Origin of the sequence: Gordonia sp. 'Campus' (assembly GCF_022206305.1) — a bacterium.
In the GTDB taxonomy this organism is placed as follows: domain Bacteria; phylum Actinomycetota; class Actinomycetes; order Mycobacteriales; family Mycobacteriaceae; genus Gordonia.
The window spans coordinates 45,054-60,856 of sequence record NZ_JAKOIW010000011.1; the positions used below are offsets into that span (position 1 = coordinate 45,054).

15 protein-coding genes and 1 pseudogene are annotated in these 15,803 nt (G+C 67.2%); 6 read left to right on the forward strand and 10 right to left on the reverse strand.

Annotated elements, in window-relative coordinates; genetic code table 11:
- Positions 1–92 precede the first annotated feature (92 nt).
- Both MAY35_RS13125 and MAY35_RS13130 read left to right on the forward strand, forming a co-directional pair.
- Positions 93–2,189, forward strand: a complete 2,097-nt coding sequence (locus MAY35_RS13125; RefSeq protein WP_238421731.1) for a DUF6541 family protein — start codon at positions 93–95, stop codon at positions 2,187–2,189.
- 276 nt (positions 2,190–2,465) lie between these two features.
- Entirely contained in the window at positions 2,466–3,302 is an 837-nt protein-coding gene (locus MAY35_RS13130; protein WP_238421732.1) for a hydrolase, read from the forward strand.
- Positions 3,303–3,321: 19 nt separating this feature from the next.
- On the opposite strand, the gene galE is transcribed toward MAY35_RS13130, so the two are convergent.
- The 3 genes and pseudogenes from galE to MAY35_RS13145 form a co-directional block, all read right to left on the reverse strand.
- Positions 3,322–4,341 (reverse strand): UDP-glucose 4-epimerase GalE, encoded by a 1,020-nt coding sequence (gene galE, locus MAY35_RS13135; protein WP_238421733.1) that lies wholly within the window; start codon positions 4,339–4,341, stop codon positions 3,322–3,324.
- Positions 4,342–4,398: 57 nt separating this feature from the next.
- The gene (locus MAY35_RS13140) at positions 4,399–5,490 is read right to left on the reverse strand and encodes a GDP-mannose 4,6-dehydratase (protein WP_238421734.1); all 1,092 of its coding nucleotides are present in this window, start codon (positions 5,488–5,490) and stop codon (positions 4,399–4,401) included.
- A gap of 83 nt (positions 5,491–5,573) precedes the next feature.
- Positions 5,574–6,083 (reverse strand): annotated as a pseudogene (locus tag MAY35_RS13145) (dTDP-glucose 4,6-dehydratase); the annotation flags it as partial.
- A gap of 131 nt (positions 6,084–6,214) precedes the next feature.
- On the opposite strand from MAY35_RS13145, the gene rfbA reads away from it, so the two are divergent.
- A complete protein-coding gene (gene rfbA, locus MAY35_RS13150; RefSeq protein ID WP_238421735.1) occupies positions 6,215–7,090 on the forward strand; it encodes a glucose-1-phosphate thymidylyltransferase RfbA in 876 nt (291 codons plus the stop codon).
- A gap of 15 nt (positions 7,091–7,105) precedes the next feature.
- Positions 7,106–7,723: a dTDP-4-dehydrorhamnose 3,5-epimerase family protein gene (locus MAY35_RS13155; protein ID WP_238421736.1), complete on the forward strand. Its 618-nt coding sequence runs from the start codon at positions 7,106–7,108 to the stop codon at positions 7,721–7,723.
- A gap of 77 nt (positions 7,724–7,800) precedes the next feature.
- On the opposite strand, the gene MAY35_RS13160 is transcribed toward MAY35_RS13155, so the two are convergent.
- The 3 genes from MAY35_RS13160 to MAY35_RS13170 form a co-directional block, all read right to left on the reverse strand.
- Complete coding sequence (locus MAY35_RS13160) at positions 7,801–8,595, reverse strand: ABC transporter permease (RefSeq protein ID WP_238421737.1); 795 nt, start codon at positions 8,593–8,595, stop codon at positions 7,801–7,803.
- An 8-nt stretch (positions 8,596–8,603) separates the two neighbouring features.
- The gene (locus tag MAY35_RS13165; protein WP_238421738.1) at positions 8,604–9,542 is read right to left on the reverse strand and encodes an ATP-binding cassette domain-containing protein; all 939 of its coding nucleotides are present in this window, start codon (positions 9,540–9,542) and stop codon (positions 8,604–8,606) included.
- Between the two features lie 124 nt (positions 9,543–9,666).
- On the reverse strand, positions 9,667–10,209 hold the full coding sequence (locus MAY35_RS13170; protein ID WP_238421739.1) for an EXLDI protein: 543 nt from the start codon (positions 10,207–10,209) through the stop codon (positions 9,667–9,669).
- 124 nt (positions 10,210–10,333) lie between these two features.
- Here MAY35_RS13170 and MAY35_RS13175 point away from each other — a divergent pair, with 124 nt between their 5' ends.
- Positions 10,334–11,056: a hypothetical protein gene (locus tag MAY35_RS13175; RefSeq protein WP_238421740.1), complete on the forward strand. Its 723-nt coding sequence runs from the start codon at positions 10,334–10,336 to the stop codon at positions 11,054–11,056.
- Here MAY35_RS13175 and MAY35_RS13180 read toward each other — a convergent pair.
- A complete protein-coding gene (locus MAY35_RS13180; RefSeq protein WP_238421741.1) occupies positions 11,029–11,388 on the reverse strand; it encodes a DUF2304 domain-containing protein in 360 nt (119 codons plus the stop codon). The two genes, MAY35_RS13175 and MAY35_RS13180, sit on opposite strands and share 28 nt — an antisense overlap.
- Before the next feature lie 4 nt (positions 11,389–11,392).
- A complete protein-coding gene (locus MAY35_RS13185; RefSeq protein WP_238421742.1) occupies positions 11,393–12,094 on the reverse strand; it encodes a glycosyltransferase family 2 protein in 702 nt (233 codons plus the stop codon).
- 91 nt (positions 12,095–12,185) lie between these two features.
- Between MAY35_RS13185 and MAY35_RS13190 the strand changes: the two genes are divergently transcribed.
- The gene (locus MAY35_RS13190; RefSeq protein WP_238421743.1) at positions 12,186–13,040 is read left to right on the forward strand and encodes a glycosyltransferase family 2 protein; all 855 of its coding nucleotides are present in this window, start codon (positions 12,186–12,188) and stop codon (positions 13,038–13,040) included.
- Here MAY35_RS13190 and MAY35_RS13195 read toward each other — a convergent pair.
- Both MAY35_RS13195 and MAY35_RS13200 read right to left on the reverse strand, forming a co-directional pair.
- A complete protein-coding gene (locus MAY35_RS13195; RefSeq protein ID WP_238421744.1) occupies positions 13,037–14,311 on the reverse strand; it encodes a polysaccharide biosynthesis protein in 1,275 nt (424 codons plus the stop codon). The two genes, MAY35_RS13190 and MAY35_RS13195, sit on opposite strands and share 4 nt — an antisense overlap.
- Positions 14,312–14,319: 8 nt before the next feature.
- Positions 14,320–15,687, reverse strand: a complete 1,368-nt coding sequence (locus tag MAY35_RS13200; protein WP_238421745.1) for a M1 family metallopeptidase — start codon at positions 15,685–15,687, stop codon at positions 14,320–14,322.
- Between the last annotated feature and the right edge of the window lie 116 nt (positions 15,688–15,803).

The window sequence follows — 15,803 nt, forward strand, 5'->3', positions numbered from 1 at the left end:
GTAACCTGCTGGGAGTTTGGTCAGGCACCGCAGGCAGCGGCCGCGGGTGCGACGGGGAGTGTGCAGCGGGTGAGTGTGGAAAGGCGCGGGCGATGATGCTTGGGGCATGGATCGTCGTGGTGTCCGCACTGGTGCTGATCCTGCCGGGCGCGTTCGTCGGCCGGCGGATGAATCTCCCGTGGCCGGTCGCGCTGGCCGCCGGCCCACCCATCACGTTCGCGCTCGTCTCGATCCTCACGGTGCTGTACTCGGTGGTCGGGTTCGAGTGGAATGCGGTGTCTGCGTTGGTCGGCCTTCTCTTCGCGATCGCCGGCGCCTGGGTCTACTCACGATTGCTGCACACCCGGTGGGGTAGGCGGGTGGCGCCGGTGCCGGAAGCATCCGACGAGCCGCGCGTGGGCCGCACCGCGACGCTGCGGGTCGCCGCGGGACTCGGCCTCGGTGGGCTGATCATCGCCATCACGTGCATCCGCCCGCTGGTCAAGACGGCGTTCGCCGGGTTGAACAACATCTCCCAGGTGTGGGATTCGTTGTGGCACGCCAGTTCTCTGCGCTGGATACACGAGACGGGCATCGGCTCGGCCATGCGTATGGGCGAGCTGATGAACTACGACACCCAGGGCTTCAACTACTACCCGAACACCTGGCACGCGTTGGGCGCCTTGCTGTTTCCGCTGACCGGAGCCGATCCGGTCGAGTTGTACAACGCGTATTCGCCTGCGGTGCTGGCGGTCACGGTGCCACTGGGTGTCGCATCGCTGGCCTACTGGTTCGCCCGCCATCGTTACGACGTCGACGCCTCGGCGCTGATCGCCGGCACCGCGGGAGCGCTGAGCGCACTGTTCCCGTCGCTGCCCTACGTCGAGGTGCAGCTGACGTCGGTGCCCAACGCCGTGGGCGTCAGCCTGGCCCCGGTGGCTGCCGTGCTGGTGATGAGCGTCGTGTCGGACCGCTCCCGTGTGTTGCCCGCCGCGCTGGCCGTCGCGGGCGTCACCGCCACGCACCCGTCGGCGCTGATCGTCGTCGGCGTGATCGTCGGCCTGTGGTGGCTGTGCGAGGGTCTGTGGCGTCCGGTCGCCGGCCGCCTGCGCGATCTCGCGGCCCTCGCGGCCACGGCTGTCATCACGCTGGTCCTCATCGCCCCGGTGGTGCTGGGCACGATACGGGTCGCCGACACCAACGAGCTCCCGTTCTTCGACTTCCGCGAGGACACCATCGGTGTCTTCGACGGCCTCACCAGAGGGGCGTTCAACGGGACCATTCCGCTCGAGCTCGACCATTTCCCGAACTGGCCGCTGATCGTCGTGACCGTTATCGGTCTGGCCGCGCTGGCGTGGTTGCGATGCTGGGCCGGGCTCGCCGCGTGGTTCGTGTTCGCGCTGGTCACCGCCAATGCCATGGTGTCTCTCGGCCCGCTGTCGGCGCCCCTCGGCGTGATCGGCGGCTACTTCTACAACTCACCGCATCGCCTCACGTTCGTCGTCGCGATTCTCTCGGCGGCCGCGGCGGGCGTCGCGATCGGTGCCGCTGTCCTGGGGATCGTCGGACTCGTCCGGCGGCGCCTCGAATCGTCGGAGTCCGACGATCGCGCGACCTCGACTCCGACTTCGACCTCGACTCCGACTACGACACGGGCGCGGTGGGTCGTCGCGGCGTCGTACGTGGTCTTGCTGGCGCTGATCGGCGGCGCCGCCGTCGTCCGCTATCCGCCGAACGCGCAGATCGCGTCGAAGGAGCGGGGCGGCAAGTACGTCGGCCCCGACGATCTCGCCGCTTACGCATGGCTGGCGTCGCAACCCGACGCACAGGACGTGCTCGTCCTGAACAATCTCGACCAGGGGACCGGCTGGCTCTATCCGGTCACCGGGGTCACACCGATGTTCCCCTTCTATCGCGCCAACGAGTTCTCCGAGCGGCAGCGCGACCTGTTCTGGGGCGTGTCCGAGATCGGCGCCGACCCGGCGATCGACCAGATCGTGCGAGACATGAACGTGCACTACGTCATCGACTCGCCACCGAGCTACTGGGAGTTCCAACGCGGGATGCCGGACCCCGCTCGCGGACACCAGGGTGACCCGTTCCTGGCGTTGCGGCAGAACGGAGCGCCGGGACTCACCGAGGTGTTCCGCCGCGGAGACGCGGTGATCTACCGGGTCAACGACCTGGTCTATCCGCCGCCGGCTAGCTGATCGCCCGGCTCCCCGAGGTGCGAGTTTGCGTGCGTCTGGCCCTGCTCCCTGAGGTGTGAGGAGCGCAAGCGACGAGCCTCGAAGGGCCGGCGAGGCACGTCGCGAATGCCCTTCGAGGCTCGCTTCGCTCGCACCTCAGGGAGCGGGGACTTCGCTCCCTCGCACCTCAGGGAGCGGGGGAGTCGCTCGCACCTCAGGGAGCAGAGGCTCGCTCCGCCGGCACCTCAGGGAGCAGAAGCGGGCTCAGGGGTCACGAGCAGGGGCTAGCGTCGACACATGCGGCCCTGGATGTGTGTCTTCTGCGCCAACGAGTTCCCGCCCGGCGAGACGCCACCTGCGATGTGCCCGATCTGCGACGACGATCGCCAGTGGCTCCCGGAGAGCGGCCCGAGTTTCACGCCGTTGGACGAGACCGCCGACAACGCACTGACCGCCGACGAGATGGAGCCCGGCCTGACCGCGCTGACGGTGCGTCCGTCGGTCGGGATCGGGCAGCGCGGCTTCGTGATCGCCACGTCCGACGGGAACATCCTGTGGGAGCCGCCGGGGTTCATCGGGCCCGCGCTGGTCGAGTGGCTGGAGCACCACGGTGGGCTCGCCGCCATCGCCGCGAGCCACCCGCACCTCGTCGGTGCGGGTGTGTCGCTCAGTCATCGTTTCGGTCGGGTGCCGGTGTACTACAACGACTTCGATCGACGCTGGGTCACCCGTCCGGATTCGGTGATCGAATTCTGGACCGACGCCGCTGACCTTCCCGGCGGGGTGCGACTCGTCCGGTGCGGCGGACACTTTCCCGGGAGCGCGGTCCTTCACCTACCCCACGCGGCGGGCGGGCGTGGCGCGGTCCTGACCGGTGACACCATCAAGGGCGTGATGCAACCGGGCATGGTCACCTTCATGCGCAGCTACCCGAACATGATCCCGCTGTCGCCGCGGCTCGTCCGCCAGATCGTCGACCGGGTGGGTGAACTCCGGTTCGATCGGCTCTACGATGCGTTCGGCGTCGTGGTCGACCGCGACGCGCACGGTGTCGTCGAGACGTCCGCCCGGCGCTACATCGGCTGGGCGACAGACGAGATCGTCGATCCCGACGACCCGCACGCGCCCGCCTGAGCAGCGCTCCGCGAACGGCTCAGGCGTCCGGGTATCCCTTCGGATTGCCGGACTGCCAGCGCCAGGTGTCTGCGCACATGTCGTCGATCGTCTTGTCGGCGTGCCACCCCAGGTCCTCGTTCGCGCGTGTCGGGTCGGCGTAGGACGCGGCGATGTCCCCGGCACGACGCGGGGCGACCTCGTAGGGGATCGGTCGGCCGCTGGCCCGCTCGAACGCGTGCACCACCTCGAGGACCGAGACACCCTGTCCCGTACCGAGATTCCATGTCGACATGCCGGTGTCCCCGGTACTGATCCGGTCGAGCGCGGCGACGTGGCCCGCGGCCAGGTCGTCGACGTGGATGTAGTCGCGGACACCGGTCCCGTCCGGGGTGTCGTAGTCGTCGCCGAACACCGACAACTTCTCGCGCCGGCCGACCGCGACCTGCGCGACGAACGGCATGAGGTTGTTGGGGATCCCCGACGGGTCCTCGCCGATCGTCCCGCTCGGGTGAGCGCCCACGGGGTTGAAGTAGCGCAGTGCCGCGATTCGCCAGGCGTCCGAGCTGGCGGCGACATCGCGCAGGATCTGCTCGATCATCACCTTGGTCCAGCCGTAGGGGTTGGTCGCAGACGTCGGCAGGTCCTCGGTCATCGGCAGCTGGGGCTCGGCGCCGTAGACCGTCGCCGAGGATGAGAACACCAGCGTGTGTACGTCGTGGCGCTCCATCGCGCGGAGCAGCGCGAACGTGGTACCCAGGTTGTTCTGGTAGTAGTCGAGCGGCTTCGCCACGGATTCGCCGACGGCCTTGTAGCCGGCGAAGTGGATGACCGCGTCGATGTCCTCGTGGGCGAAGAAGTGTTCGGTCTTGTCGACGTCCGCGAGGTCGAAGGCGTGGACGGGTATGGACCGACCCGACAGCGCCTCCAGCCTGCCGACGACCGTCGGTTTGGCGTTGCTGAAGTCGTCGACGATGACGACGTCATGTCCGGCGGAGACCAGTTGGATGACGGTGTGCGAGCCGATGTAGCCCGCGCCGCCGCTCACGAGTACGCGCATGACCACCACCGTATGCGGCGACCCTGTGAACCGGCCACGACCCGCACAGGTGTCGTGTCAGCCGATGACGCGTTCGGTGGTGGCGTACTTCTGTTCGACGGCGTTTTTGGTGGGTTGCCACCAGTCGGTGTTGGTGCGGTACCAGTCGATGGTGGCGGCGATGCCGGCGCGGAAGTCGAGGTAGGTGGGTTGCCAGCCGAGTTCGGTGCGTAGTCGGGTGGAGTCGATGGCGTAGCGGCGGTCGTGGCCGGGGCGGTCGGTGACGAAGTCGAAGGCGTCGGTGGGGTGGTCGAGGAGTTCGAGGATGGTTTCCACGACGGTGCGGTTGTCGACTTCGCCGTCGGCGCCGATGAGGTAGGTTTCGCCGATCTGGCCGCGGTCGATGATCCACCGTATGCGGCGACCCTGTGAACCGGCCACGACCCGCACAGGTGTCGTGTCAGCCGATGACGCGTTCGGTGGTGGCGACTTCTGTTCGACGGCGTTTTTGGTGGGTTGCCACCAGTCGGTGTTGGTGCGGTACCAGTCGATGGTGGCGGCGATGCCGGCGCGGAAGTCGAGGTAGGTGGGTTGCCAGCCGAGTTCGGTGCGTAGTCGGGTGGAGTCGATGGCGTAGCGGCGGTCGTGGCCGGGGCGGTCGGTGACGAAGTCGAAGGCGTCGGTGGGGTGGTCGAGGAGTTCGAGGATGGTTTCCACGACGGTGCGGTTGTCGACTTCGCCGTCGGCGCCGATGAGGTAGGTTTCGCCGATCTGGCCGCGGTCGATGATGGTCCACACGGCGTCGTTGTGGTCGTCGACGTGGATCCAGTCGCGGATGTTGCGGCCGTCGCCGTAGAGCTTGGGGCGTACCCCGGTCAGCACGTTGGTGATCTGGCGGGGGATGAATTTCTCGATGTGCTGGTAGGGGCCGTAGTTGTTGGAGCAGTTGGAGATGGTCGCGGCGACGCCGAAGGAGCGGACCCAGGCGCGGACGAGCAGGTCGCTGCCGGCTTTGGTCGAGGAGTAGGGGCTCGAGGGGTTGTAGGCGGTGGTTTCGGTGAAGCGGGCGGGGTCGTCGAGGTCGAGGTCGCCGTAGACCTCGTCGGTGCTGATGTGGTGGTAGCGCACCTGGTGGGTGCGGACGGCTTCGAGCAGGGTGTAGGTGCCCACGAGGTTGGTGGTGACGAANTCTGGCGGGGGATGAATTTCTCGATGTGCTGGTAGGGGCCGTAGTTGTTGGAGCAGTTGGAGATGGTCGCGGCGACGCCGAAGGAGCGGACCCAGGCGCGGACGAGCAGGTCGCTGCCGGCTTTGGTCGAGGAGTAGGGGCTCGAGGGGTTGTAGGCGGTGGTTTCGGTGAAGCGGGCGGGGTCGTCGAGGTCGAGGTCGCCGTAGACCTCGTCGGTGCTGATGTGGTGGTAGCGCACCTGGTGGGTGCGGACGGCTTCGAGCAGGGTGTAGGTGCCCACGAGGTTGGTGGTGACGAACGCTGAGGGGTCGGCCAGGGAGTTGTCGTTGTGGGATTCGGCGGCGAAGTGCACGACGAGGTCGGTTTCGGCGACGAGGCGGTCGACCAGGGCGGTGTCGGTGATGTCGCCTTCGACGAGGTCGACGCGGTCGGCGACCGGAGCGAGGGTGTCGGGGTTGGCGGCGTAGGTGAGTTTGTCGAGCACCCGGATCGACACCTCGGGGCGGGTGGCCAGGGTGCGCAGCACGAAGTTGGCGCCGATGAACCCGGCACCACCGGTCACGAGAACACGCACGTGAAGGCCTTTCCTGGACGTCGACGGACGCCGTCACTCTACCGACGGAGCGAACCCGGCGTGCCGGGCCGCACACCCGCTGCAGCGAGCATGTCCCGGACGGACGGTGCGCGGGCACTAGGCTGATCGCCATGCGAGGGATCATTCTGGCCGGTGGCACGGGCTCGCGGCTGCACCCGATCACGCAGGGGGTGAGCAAACAGCTCGTCCCGGTCTATGACAAGCCGATGATCTACTACCCGCTGTCGACGCTGATGCTCGCCGGTATCCGCGATATCCTCATCATCACCACACCCCACGACGCCCCCGCGTTCGAGAACCTGCTCGGCAACGGTGACCAGTTCGGCATCAACCTGACCTACAAGACCCAGCCCTCACCCGACGGGCTCGCCCAGGCCTTCGTCCTGGGTGCCGAGCACATCGGCACCGAGTCGGTCGCACTGGTGCTGGGCGACAACATCTTCTACGGGCCGGGCCTGGGCAACCGCCTGCAGGGATTCGAGAACGTCGACGGCGGAGCGGTCTTCGCCTACTGGGTGGCCAACCCCGAGGCCTACGGCGTCGTCGACTTCGACGCCGACGGCACCGCCATCTCGCTGGAAGAAAAGCCTGCACAACCGAAGTCGAACTTCGCGGTGCCCGGCCTCTACTTCTACGAAAACGACGTCGTCGACATCGCCCGCAACCTCGAACCCAGCGCACGCGGCGAGTACGAGATCACCGACGTCAACGCGCACTACCTGCAGCAGGGCAAGCTGTCGGTCACCGTGTTGCCGCGCGGTACCGCCTGGCTCGACACCGGAACCTTCGACAGCCTCCTCGACGCAGGCAACTTCGTGCGCACCGTCGAACAACGCCAAGGACTCAAGATCGCCGTCCCGGAGGAGATCGCCTGGCGTCGCGGCTTCATCGACGACGACGGGCTGCGCACCCGCGCTGAGAAGTTACGCAAGTCCGGTTACGGTGACTACTTGCTGGAGCTCCTGCAGCGCGGCAAAGGCTTCTGAGGCGAAAGGCTCTCCATGAAGATACGACCCCTCACCATCGACGGTGCCTGGGAGTTCACCCCGGTGCAGCACGGCGACGATCGGGGTCTGTTCGCGGAGGCGTTCAAGGCCGACGTGCTCAGCGACGTGATCGGCCACCGCTTCGACCTCGCCCAGGTCAACCTGTCCGTATCCGCGGCCGGCGTGCTGCGCGGTGTGCACTTCGCCGATGTGCCTCCGGGACAGGCCAAATACGTCACCTGCCCGGCGGGTGCCATCCTCGACGTCATCGTCGACATCCGGGTCGGTTCGCCGACCTTCGGGACCTACGACACCGTCTTGCTCGACGACGTCGATCGTCGTGCGGTCTATCTCTCCGAGGGGCTGGGTCATGCATTCTGTGCCCTCGCCGACAACTCGACCGTCACCTACCTGTGCTCCACCGGGTACAACCCGGCCGGTGAACACGGCATCAACCCGCTTGATCCGGAACTCGGCATCGACTGGCCGACGCGGGCCCGCGACGGTTCGGCGTTGGAGTACGAGCTGTCCCCGAAAGACACTGCGGCCCCAGGGTTGTCCGAAGCGCGGGATTCCGGTCTCTTGCCGGACCACGACGAGGTGTCCGCGTACCTGCGCTCGCTGGCCGACTAGCGAATCGTGCACGGCCGGAGCCGTACACGATTCGGACGCAGCCGAACTCGACCCGACTGAACTCGACCCGACTGGGCTCAACCCGAAGTGGACCGCCGGAACGAGCTGACCGCCCAGAAGTAGCCGCCGATCAGGAACACCAGGCTCCACCCGACAGCCCAGGGCCAGCGGTCGCTGATGTCGATACCCATGAGGAGTCCGCGCAGCGTGTCGGCGATCGGACTGAAGGGCTGGTACTCGGCGAACTGACGGACGCCGTTCGGCATGCTGTCGGTGGGCACGAGTCCGCTGCCGAGGTAGGGCAGGAACAGCAGGGGCAGGGGCATGTTGCTGGCGCTCTCCGGATTCGGCGCGATGACGCCCATCGCGACGGCGATCCACACCAGGCCGGCTGTCAGCAGCAGGAGCAACCCGCCCGCCGCGCACCATCCGAGAAACCCTGCGTTGGAGCGGAATCCGAGTCCGAAGGCGACGGCCAGCAACAGGGCCACGGCGATGACACCCTGGATGAGCGCGCCGACGAAGTGTCCGGCCAGGATCGCCGTCGGCGGCGTCGCCAGCGAGCGTAGGCGGTTGACGATGCCCTCGGTGACGTCCTGGTTGACCGACACCGCGACGGCCACCGTCAGGAACGACGGGACGAACAGCAGCAGGCCGGGCAGCAGGTAGTTGATGTACTTCCCGTCGAGAGGGCCGTCGGCGGACAGTGCGCTCTCGATCGCCCCGCCGAAGAAGAAGGTCATCAACAGCAGGATGACGACCGGCATCGCGATGGTCGAGAACATCATCGTGGGGTATCGCCGCAACCGGATGAGGTTGCGTCGCACCATCACAGCAGAATCGGCCAGGGTGTGTTCGACAGTGGTGGACATGGGATCTCCTAAGGGGTGGTGACGGCCGCACGGCCGGTGATGGTCAGGAACACGTCGTCGAGGTCGGGGGTGTGGACGGAGATACCGGCCGCCTCGATGCCGGCGTCGTCGAGGGTGGTGAGGATGTCGCGGATGGCGCTGATCCCGTCGCCGCCCGGGACGGCCAGCGTGTTCTCCTCCTGCGCATCCACCGCGGACGGGAAGTGCGCACGGGCACGGTCGAGTTCGCCGGCGTCGGGAAATGCGATCTTGATGTGCCCACCCGGCACGAGCCGTTTGAGCTCTGCGGCGGTGCCCTCGGCCACGATGCGACCCCGATCGAGGACTGCTATCCGATCGGCGAGGTGATCGGCCTCCTCCAGGTACTGGGTCGTGAGGAATATCGTCGTGCCACGTGCGACGAGGTCGCGAACCGTGTCCCAGACCGCCCGGCGTGATCGCGGGTCGAGGCCGGTGGTCGGTTCGTCGAGGAAGATGATCGACGGCTCACCCACGAGCGTCATGGCCAGATCCAGCCGTCGGGTCATGCCGCCCGAGTAGTCGCCGACCCGGCGGTCGGCCGCGTCGACGAGGTCGAAGTCGATCAGCAGCCTCTCGACCCGCTCGTGGGCCTCCGCCTTCGGCAGATGCCGCAGCCGGGCCATCATCATGAGGTTCTCGCGCCCGGTGAGCAGGGTGTCGACCGCAGCGAACTGTCCGGTGAGACCGATCTTGCCGCAGATGGCTTCGCGGTCGGTGCGGGTGTCGAGACCCGCTACCGACACCTCGCCGGCGTCGGCCCGCGACAGGGTCGAGAGGATCTTGACCGTTGTCGTCTTTCCCGATCCGTTGGGCCCCAGCAGCGCGAACACGGTGCCGGCGGGGACCGAGAGGTCGATGCCGTCGAGTACACGGTGATCGCCGAAGGACTTCGTGAGTCCTCGGGCGTCGATGGCCGGTGATGTCATGGTCTGCTCTTCTCTTTCGATGGGGTGTGGGCGTGCATTAATACATGCGCATATATGCATGAGTTGGTAGACGAACGTCCCTGGTGGACGTCGTCGGGGTGGCGCTGTCGGGACCCGGTGCGGACTACACGTCGAGGTCTTCGATCTCGGGCCGCAACGCCGCGGCCGTCCGCTCGAAGAAGCGTTCGGGGACAAGTGGTTTGAGCTGCTCGACGTCGTCGAGGATCTCGACCGAGTAGTCACCCCAGTCGGGAAGCTCCGCCGTGAACAGGCTGCGAACGCTGGGAATTCCGGTGAGGTCCTTCAGCCAATTGCCGGTCTTCTGCTTGCGCGTCACCCCGTAGTTGACCCAGTCGACGTAGTGCACCGCGAGGACCACCTTTCCGGTGCGGCCTTCGTAAGCGGTCAACTTGGTTGCGTTGCCGGTGTTCTCGTCGAACTCGGTCTCCTCGGCGAGCAGGCGACCGAAGAACCGCTTGCGCCGCACGCCGTCGGGACCGTCGCGGAGTACGACCTCCTCGTATCCGGCGTCGCGGTAGTCGGCTGCGCGGACATAGGCTCGCAGTGCTTCGACCACCGCGCCCGAGAGGTTGCCTCCGGACACCTGTTGGGCGCGCTCGAGGACTTTGATGTCGTCGTCGGAGACGTAGATGGTCTTGTTCGGCATGGACCAACTATATGTAGATGTATACGTAGACGCAAGGGTTGGCTCGACGGAGATCGTGGGCAGTCCGTCCTCGGTGTCCCTCCGAATTGATCAGTAGGCTGAGGAATTGGGAGGTTGTGAGCGGATGCATTCAGAAGTGATGGGGAACTCGTCGATCATGGCCGCGATCGGTCTGGGGATGATCGCGCTGACGGTGTACGCGTTCCGCCTCAGACGGTCGTGCGGGGCGGTGACCTCGCTGGTGGTCGTTCTCGGTGTGGCGTTGTCGTTCGACAATGTCGCGGTCGCGGTCGGGCGCATCGTCGGCTTCGGTGACGCCCTCTACGCGATCAACCTGCCCCGGTTCTGGATTCACGCGCTCATGACGCCGCTGATCGTGGTCGCCGCCGCGGTGCCGGCGCGGCGCCTGGGTGTGCGATGGAGCCGATCGGTCCTTGTTGCCGGGACGCTCCTGGTCACGGCCTTCGTGATCGTGGGGATCGTCGAATTGTTCGTCGCGCTGGAACTGACGCCGACGACCGACGGCGACGCGTTGCGATACTCGAACGCGGCGGTTGCCGGCCCTCCTCTCCCGGCTCTGGGCACGGTGCTGCTGCTCATCGCGGCAGGCGTCCACCTGTGGCGATCCGCCGAGTCGCCCTGGCTCTGTCTCGGATCGCTGGTCATGCTCGTCACGGCAGCCGCCGGCACGTCGGTCTTCTGGCTCGGGAACTTCGGTGAGCTGGTGCTCTACGCGTCGATCGTCGCCACCATGTCTCAGGTGGCCGAGGCGGGAGATCCCGACCCGTCGGCGAGCGAGGCGGTCCCGCTCGACGCCGGTTACGAAACGTCGTCGGTGCCGCGTTGATCGGCACTCTCGGCGTTCTGCAATGCGATGGCGCGGGCGAGTCGCGCGTACTTGACCTCCAGATCGCGGAACCTCAGGTAGGTCGAGACCGTGGTGAACGCGAAGGCGATGACCAGCAGGAACAGGACGAGGTCGAGACCGCGCTGGATGCCGATCTTGTTGGCGACCCACGTGACGTCGTCCTGACGCAGCATCGCGTACAGGCCGAACCCGACGAACGCGACGAAGAGCAGCTTCACCCCGGCCGACGCCCGCGCCGTACCGCGGTTGACCACGAAGAACCCCACGAGGGCGACCAGGCCGAGGATCGCGAGGATCTGGAACCAGATCATGTGCTCACTTCCTCATCCGGGTGTGAAAGAGTCCGTCGGCGACGATGTTGACCCCGTTGATCAACGACTGCCCCTTGGCGCGCGAGTAGTCGGTGTAGAGGATCGTCACCGGTTGCTCGCTCACCCGCCAGCGATGATGGTCGATCAGCGCGATGAACTCCGATGCGTGACTCATCCCGCTCATCAGCAGATCGAGCTCCTCGGCGACGGTCCGGTTGAACGCCCGAAGTCCGTTGTGCGCGTCGGACAATCCGAGTCGCCGCGTTCGCGGACTCAGGAACACGATGGTGCGCAACGCCATTCGACGCAGGAGCGGGACCGACTCGCTGCGACCCTCGGCGAACCGGGTTCCGACGATGATGTCGACCGGTTCGGTACGCAGGCGTCCGATCATCGCGGAGACGTCCTCGACGCGGTGCTGACCGTCGGCGTCGAACGTGACGAAGAATCGCGCTCCCGGCTGCCGACGCGCGTATTCGACGCCGGTCTGGATCGCGGCCCCCTGACCGAGGTTCACCGGATGCCGCACGAGGTGTACGCCTGCGGCCCGGATCTCGGCGGCCGAGTTGTCCGAACTGCCGTCGTCGACGCACACGATGTTGGGGAACGTCTCACGCGCACGGGCCGCGACGTCGCGGATGACCTGACCCTCGTTGAAAACGGGTACCACCAGCCACACGTCGGCATTGGTGATCGGATCGGCCATGGTGAACAACCCTAACCCGGTCCGGCGTGGGCTTCCTCGCCCGGCACGCCTCATGCACGACGGGGTGTGTGCATCCGGTTAGTCTTGCCCGGTGACGATCGACGTGATGATGCCGTTCTATGGCGACGTCGACCAGTTCCGGCAGGCCGTGACCAGTGTCCTCGACCAGACCGACCCGGATCTGCGGCTGGTCGTCGTCGACGACTGCTTCCCGGACCCCACACCTGCCGAGTGGCTCCTCGCGCTCGACGACGCCCGCGTCGAGTATCTGCGCAACGAGACCAACCTCGGGGTCAACGGCAACTTCCGGCGATGCGTCGACCTCGTCGTCGCCGACTGGTTCGTGGTGATGGGGTGCGACGACCTCATGCATCCGGACTACCTGTCGACCGTCCGGACGCTGGCGCGGCACCATCCCGGCGCGGCCGTCATCGCGCCCGGCGTGGATGTCATCGACGAGAGTGGACGCCCGGTCGCACCACTCGGAGACCGGATCAAGTCGGTGTTGGCGCCGTCGCGCGCTGCCGAACTGTCGGGGGAACGTCTCGCGACGAGCCTGTATCACGGCAACTGGACGTATTTCCCGTCGCTGTTGTGGCGGACGAAGGCGGTGCGGGAGGTCGGATTCCGACCCGGGCTCGAGATCGTCCTCGACCTCGCCCTGCTCGTCGACCTCGCCAGTGCCGGTGGATCTCTCGTCCACGATCCCGAGGTGGTGTTCTCGTACCGCAGGCACCGTGCGTCGGTGAGTTCGGTCCAGGCCGTCGACGGCCGGCGCTTCGCCGAGGAGAACCAGTTCTTCGACGACGAGGCACGGCGATGCGAAGCGCGCGGCTGGCCGAAGGCGGCACGCGCCGCGAGGTGGCATGCGACGTCGAGGCTGAACCATCTGCAGGCCCGGGTCGGGGCGGGGATCGGGCGGTTGCGGGGCAGACCCGCTCACTAGGCCCGAAGAACGCCGATGAGGTGCACGCCCAACCCGACGACCGGCCCGACGACGAGCGCCGCACATGTTCGGGCCTCGACATCGAGTGGCAACAACAGCATCGCGACGGCGACGAGGGTCGCCACCCACCAGCCGGCCGCATACCAGCGGTGGGCGCCCGCGGCGATGGCGGCGGCACCGGTCACGGTCAGGAGTCCGAGGCAGGTGGCGCCTGCCGTCAGCATGGCGACCACGATGCCGGCGAGGTCGAAGTCGGCGCCGAAGACCGACCGCAACAGCCACGGACCGACCAGCCACGCTCCGAGTACGCCGACGCCGCCGATGGCCGCGACCACCCCGAGTGGCGCGCCGAGTGACCGGACCCGACGATCCCGTCGATCGACGAAGCGTGAGATCAACACACCCTGAAAGCTGTTGAGCGGCACGAGTAACGGTGCACGGGTGAGCGTCACCGCGAGAACGAGCGCGCCGATGATTCGTGTGTCGTCCGCGTCGGGGGTTCCGCGCAGGTTGGTGGTCAGGTTGATCAGCACCGGGAACCCCATCACCAGGACGGCGCTCGCGGCCGCGGCGGCCATGGCCGTCAAGGTGTTGACCGCGAGCCTGCCCGACGTCACGTCGCCGGAGATCCCGACGGTGCGCCGGGCCGTCGACGAGGTCGCCAGCACCACGCACCATGAGACCGATCCGATGACGGTGATGACGAGGAAGGCGGTGGTGTCCCATCCGGCGGCGACGGCGACGACCGCTCCCACCAGCCGGATCAGCGCGTCGACCGACAACAACACCGCGAACGCCGCCCAGTTGAGCGTGCCCGAGAGCGCGCCGCACAGGTGCGCATAGACGGCGAAACTCGCGACGCCGACGGCCAACAGGGCAATGGACAGTCCGCGTTCGTCGGTGAACACCTTCCCGGCCCACAACGGCGACGACGCCGCGACGACGATCGCCAGACCGACGCCGATCACGGTGTTCACGACGAGCGGACGGGACCGGCCGACGCCCTCGGCCCCGGCGGTTCGCACGCTGCGCGTCGTCTCCTGCAGCTGGCCGTTCTGGGCGCCCGTCACCAGTCCGTATGCGGCCCAGAACACGGCGAACACGCCGTACCCGACCGCCCCGAGATGGCGGGCGGCGAGCAGGAGGACCACGTACCCCGACGCCGCGGCGATGACCGTCGCGACGGTGACCCGTCCCAGGGACCGTCCGGTCGACTCACCCGGCAGGTCATGGGCAGCGGCCGGACCCGGCGGAGTCGGATCGGTGGTCATCGAACGGGTCAGGAAGGACCGGGGAACGGCGGCAGCTCGGGCGTGAACAGCCAGTCGTCCCACAGTTGCTTCAACGGCTTCGACGAGTGGGCCGCGGCGAGGGCCATGAAGTCCTCGGTCGTCACCGACCCGTAGCGGTATTTGTCTGTCCATCGCTGGAGCAGGGCGAAGAAGTCGCCGTCGCCGATCGTCAGGCGCAAGGCGTGCAGGGTGAGGGCACCGCGTTTGTAGACCCAGTCGTCGAACATCTTGCGGGGTCCGGGGTCCGCGAGAGGTACACGCACCGGCGATGATTCGAGCTTGTCGTAATAGTGGCGCGCCCACTCGTCGGCGCTGCGGCCACCGGAGTGCTGACTCCACAGCCATTCGGCGTAGCAGGCGAAACCTTCGTGCAGCCAGATGTCGCGCCAGCGGGCCGCGGTCACCGAGTTGCCGAACCACTGGTGTGCGAGTTCGTGGGCGATGAGCCGCTCGGCGTGCCGGCTGCCGTCGCAGTGATTGGCGCCGAAGGTGGAGAAACTCTGTGCCTCGATGGGGATCTCGAGCTCGTCCTCCGTGACCACGACCGTGTACTGCGGGAACGGGTAGGGGCCGAACATCTCGACGAATGCCGAGACCATCTCGGTCTGGGCGCCGAAGTCGATCGCGAAGTTGTCCTCGAGGTGCGACGGGATGAGACCCGCGACAGGAATCGGCTTGGACGCCAACGACACCTGCTTGTACTGGCCGATCTGGATCGATGCGAGGTAAGTGGGCATCGGCTCGACCTGCTCGTACACCCATGTGGTCTGCGCCGCCCGGACGCGCTTGGACTCGAGGACACCGTTCGCGAGCGCGTGGTACGGACTGTCGGTCGTGATCGAGATCCGGTACGGGGCTTTGGCACTCGGGTGGTCGTCGCAGGGGAACCACGACGCCGCGCCGTTCGGCTGGTTCGCGCACAGCGAGCCGTCGGTCAGTTCTTCCCAGCCGACCTCTCCCCACGGACCGCGGATGGGCCGCGGGGTGCCGTGATAGCGGACGGTGATGGTCATCGCGCCCCCGGGCGGCAGCGGCGTGTCCGGGGTGACGGTGAGCTTGTGGTGGCGGTGACTGTAACGGGCGCGTTTGTCGTTGACCGAGACGCGTTGAACCGACAGCGAGCCGGCGAGGTCGAGGGTGAACCGCTTGAGTTCTGCGTACGAGGTCGCGGTCAGCACCGCGGTGCCCTCCAGCCGGTTGCTCGCGACCTTGTACTCGAGATCGAGGTCGTAGCGCGAGATCCGGTAACCCAGATTGCCGTTGTCGGGGAGATAAGGATCGAGGACGTCGTCAGGCGCACCCAACACGGGTTGCCCGGAGTTGCCTCGCGAACCCCAGCCAGACTTTCCGGGCACTCTCGACTCCTACTCCGTTCTGCCCTCGCGGGCCGACGTGCCGCCGCACGCCTCGTCGAACCGCGTCGGTGACGCTGCGACCGGTTACGAGGCGGTTGCGGTTGGGTGGCGATGTC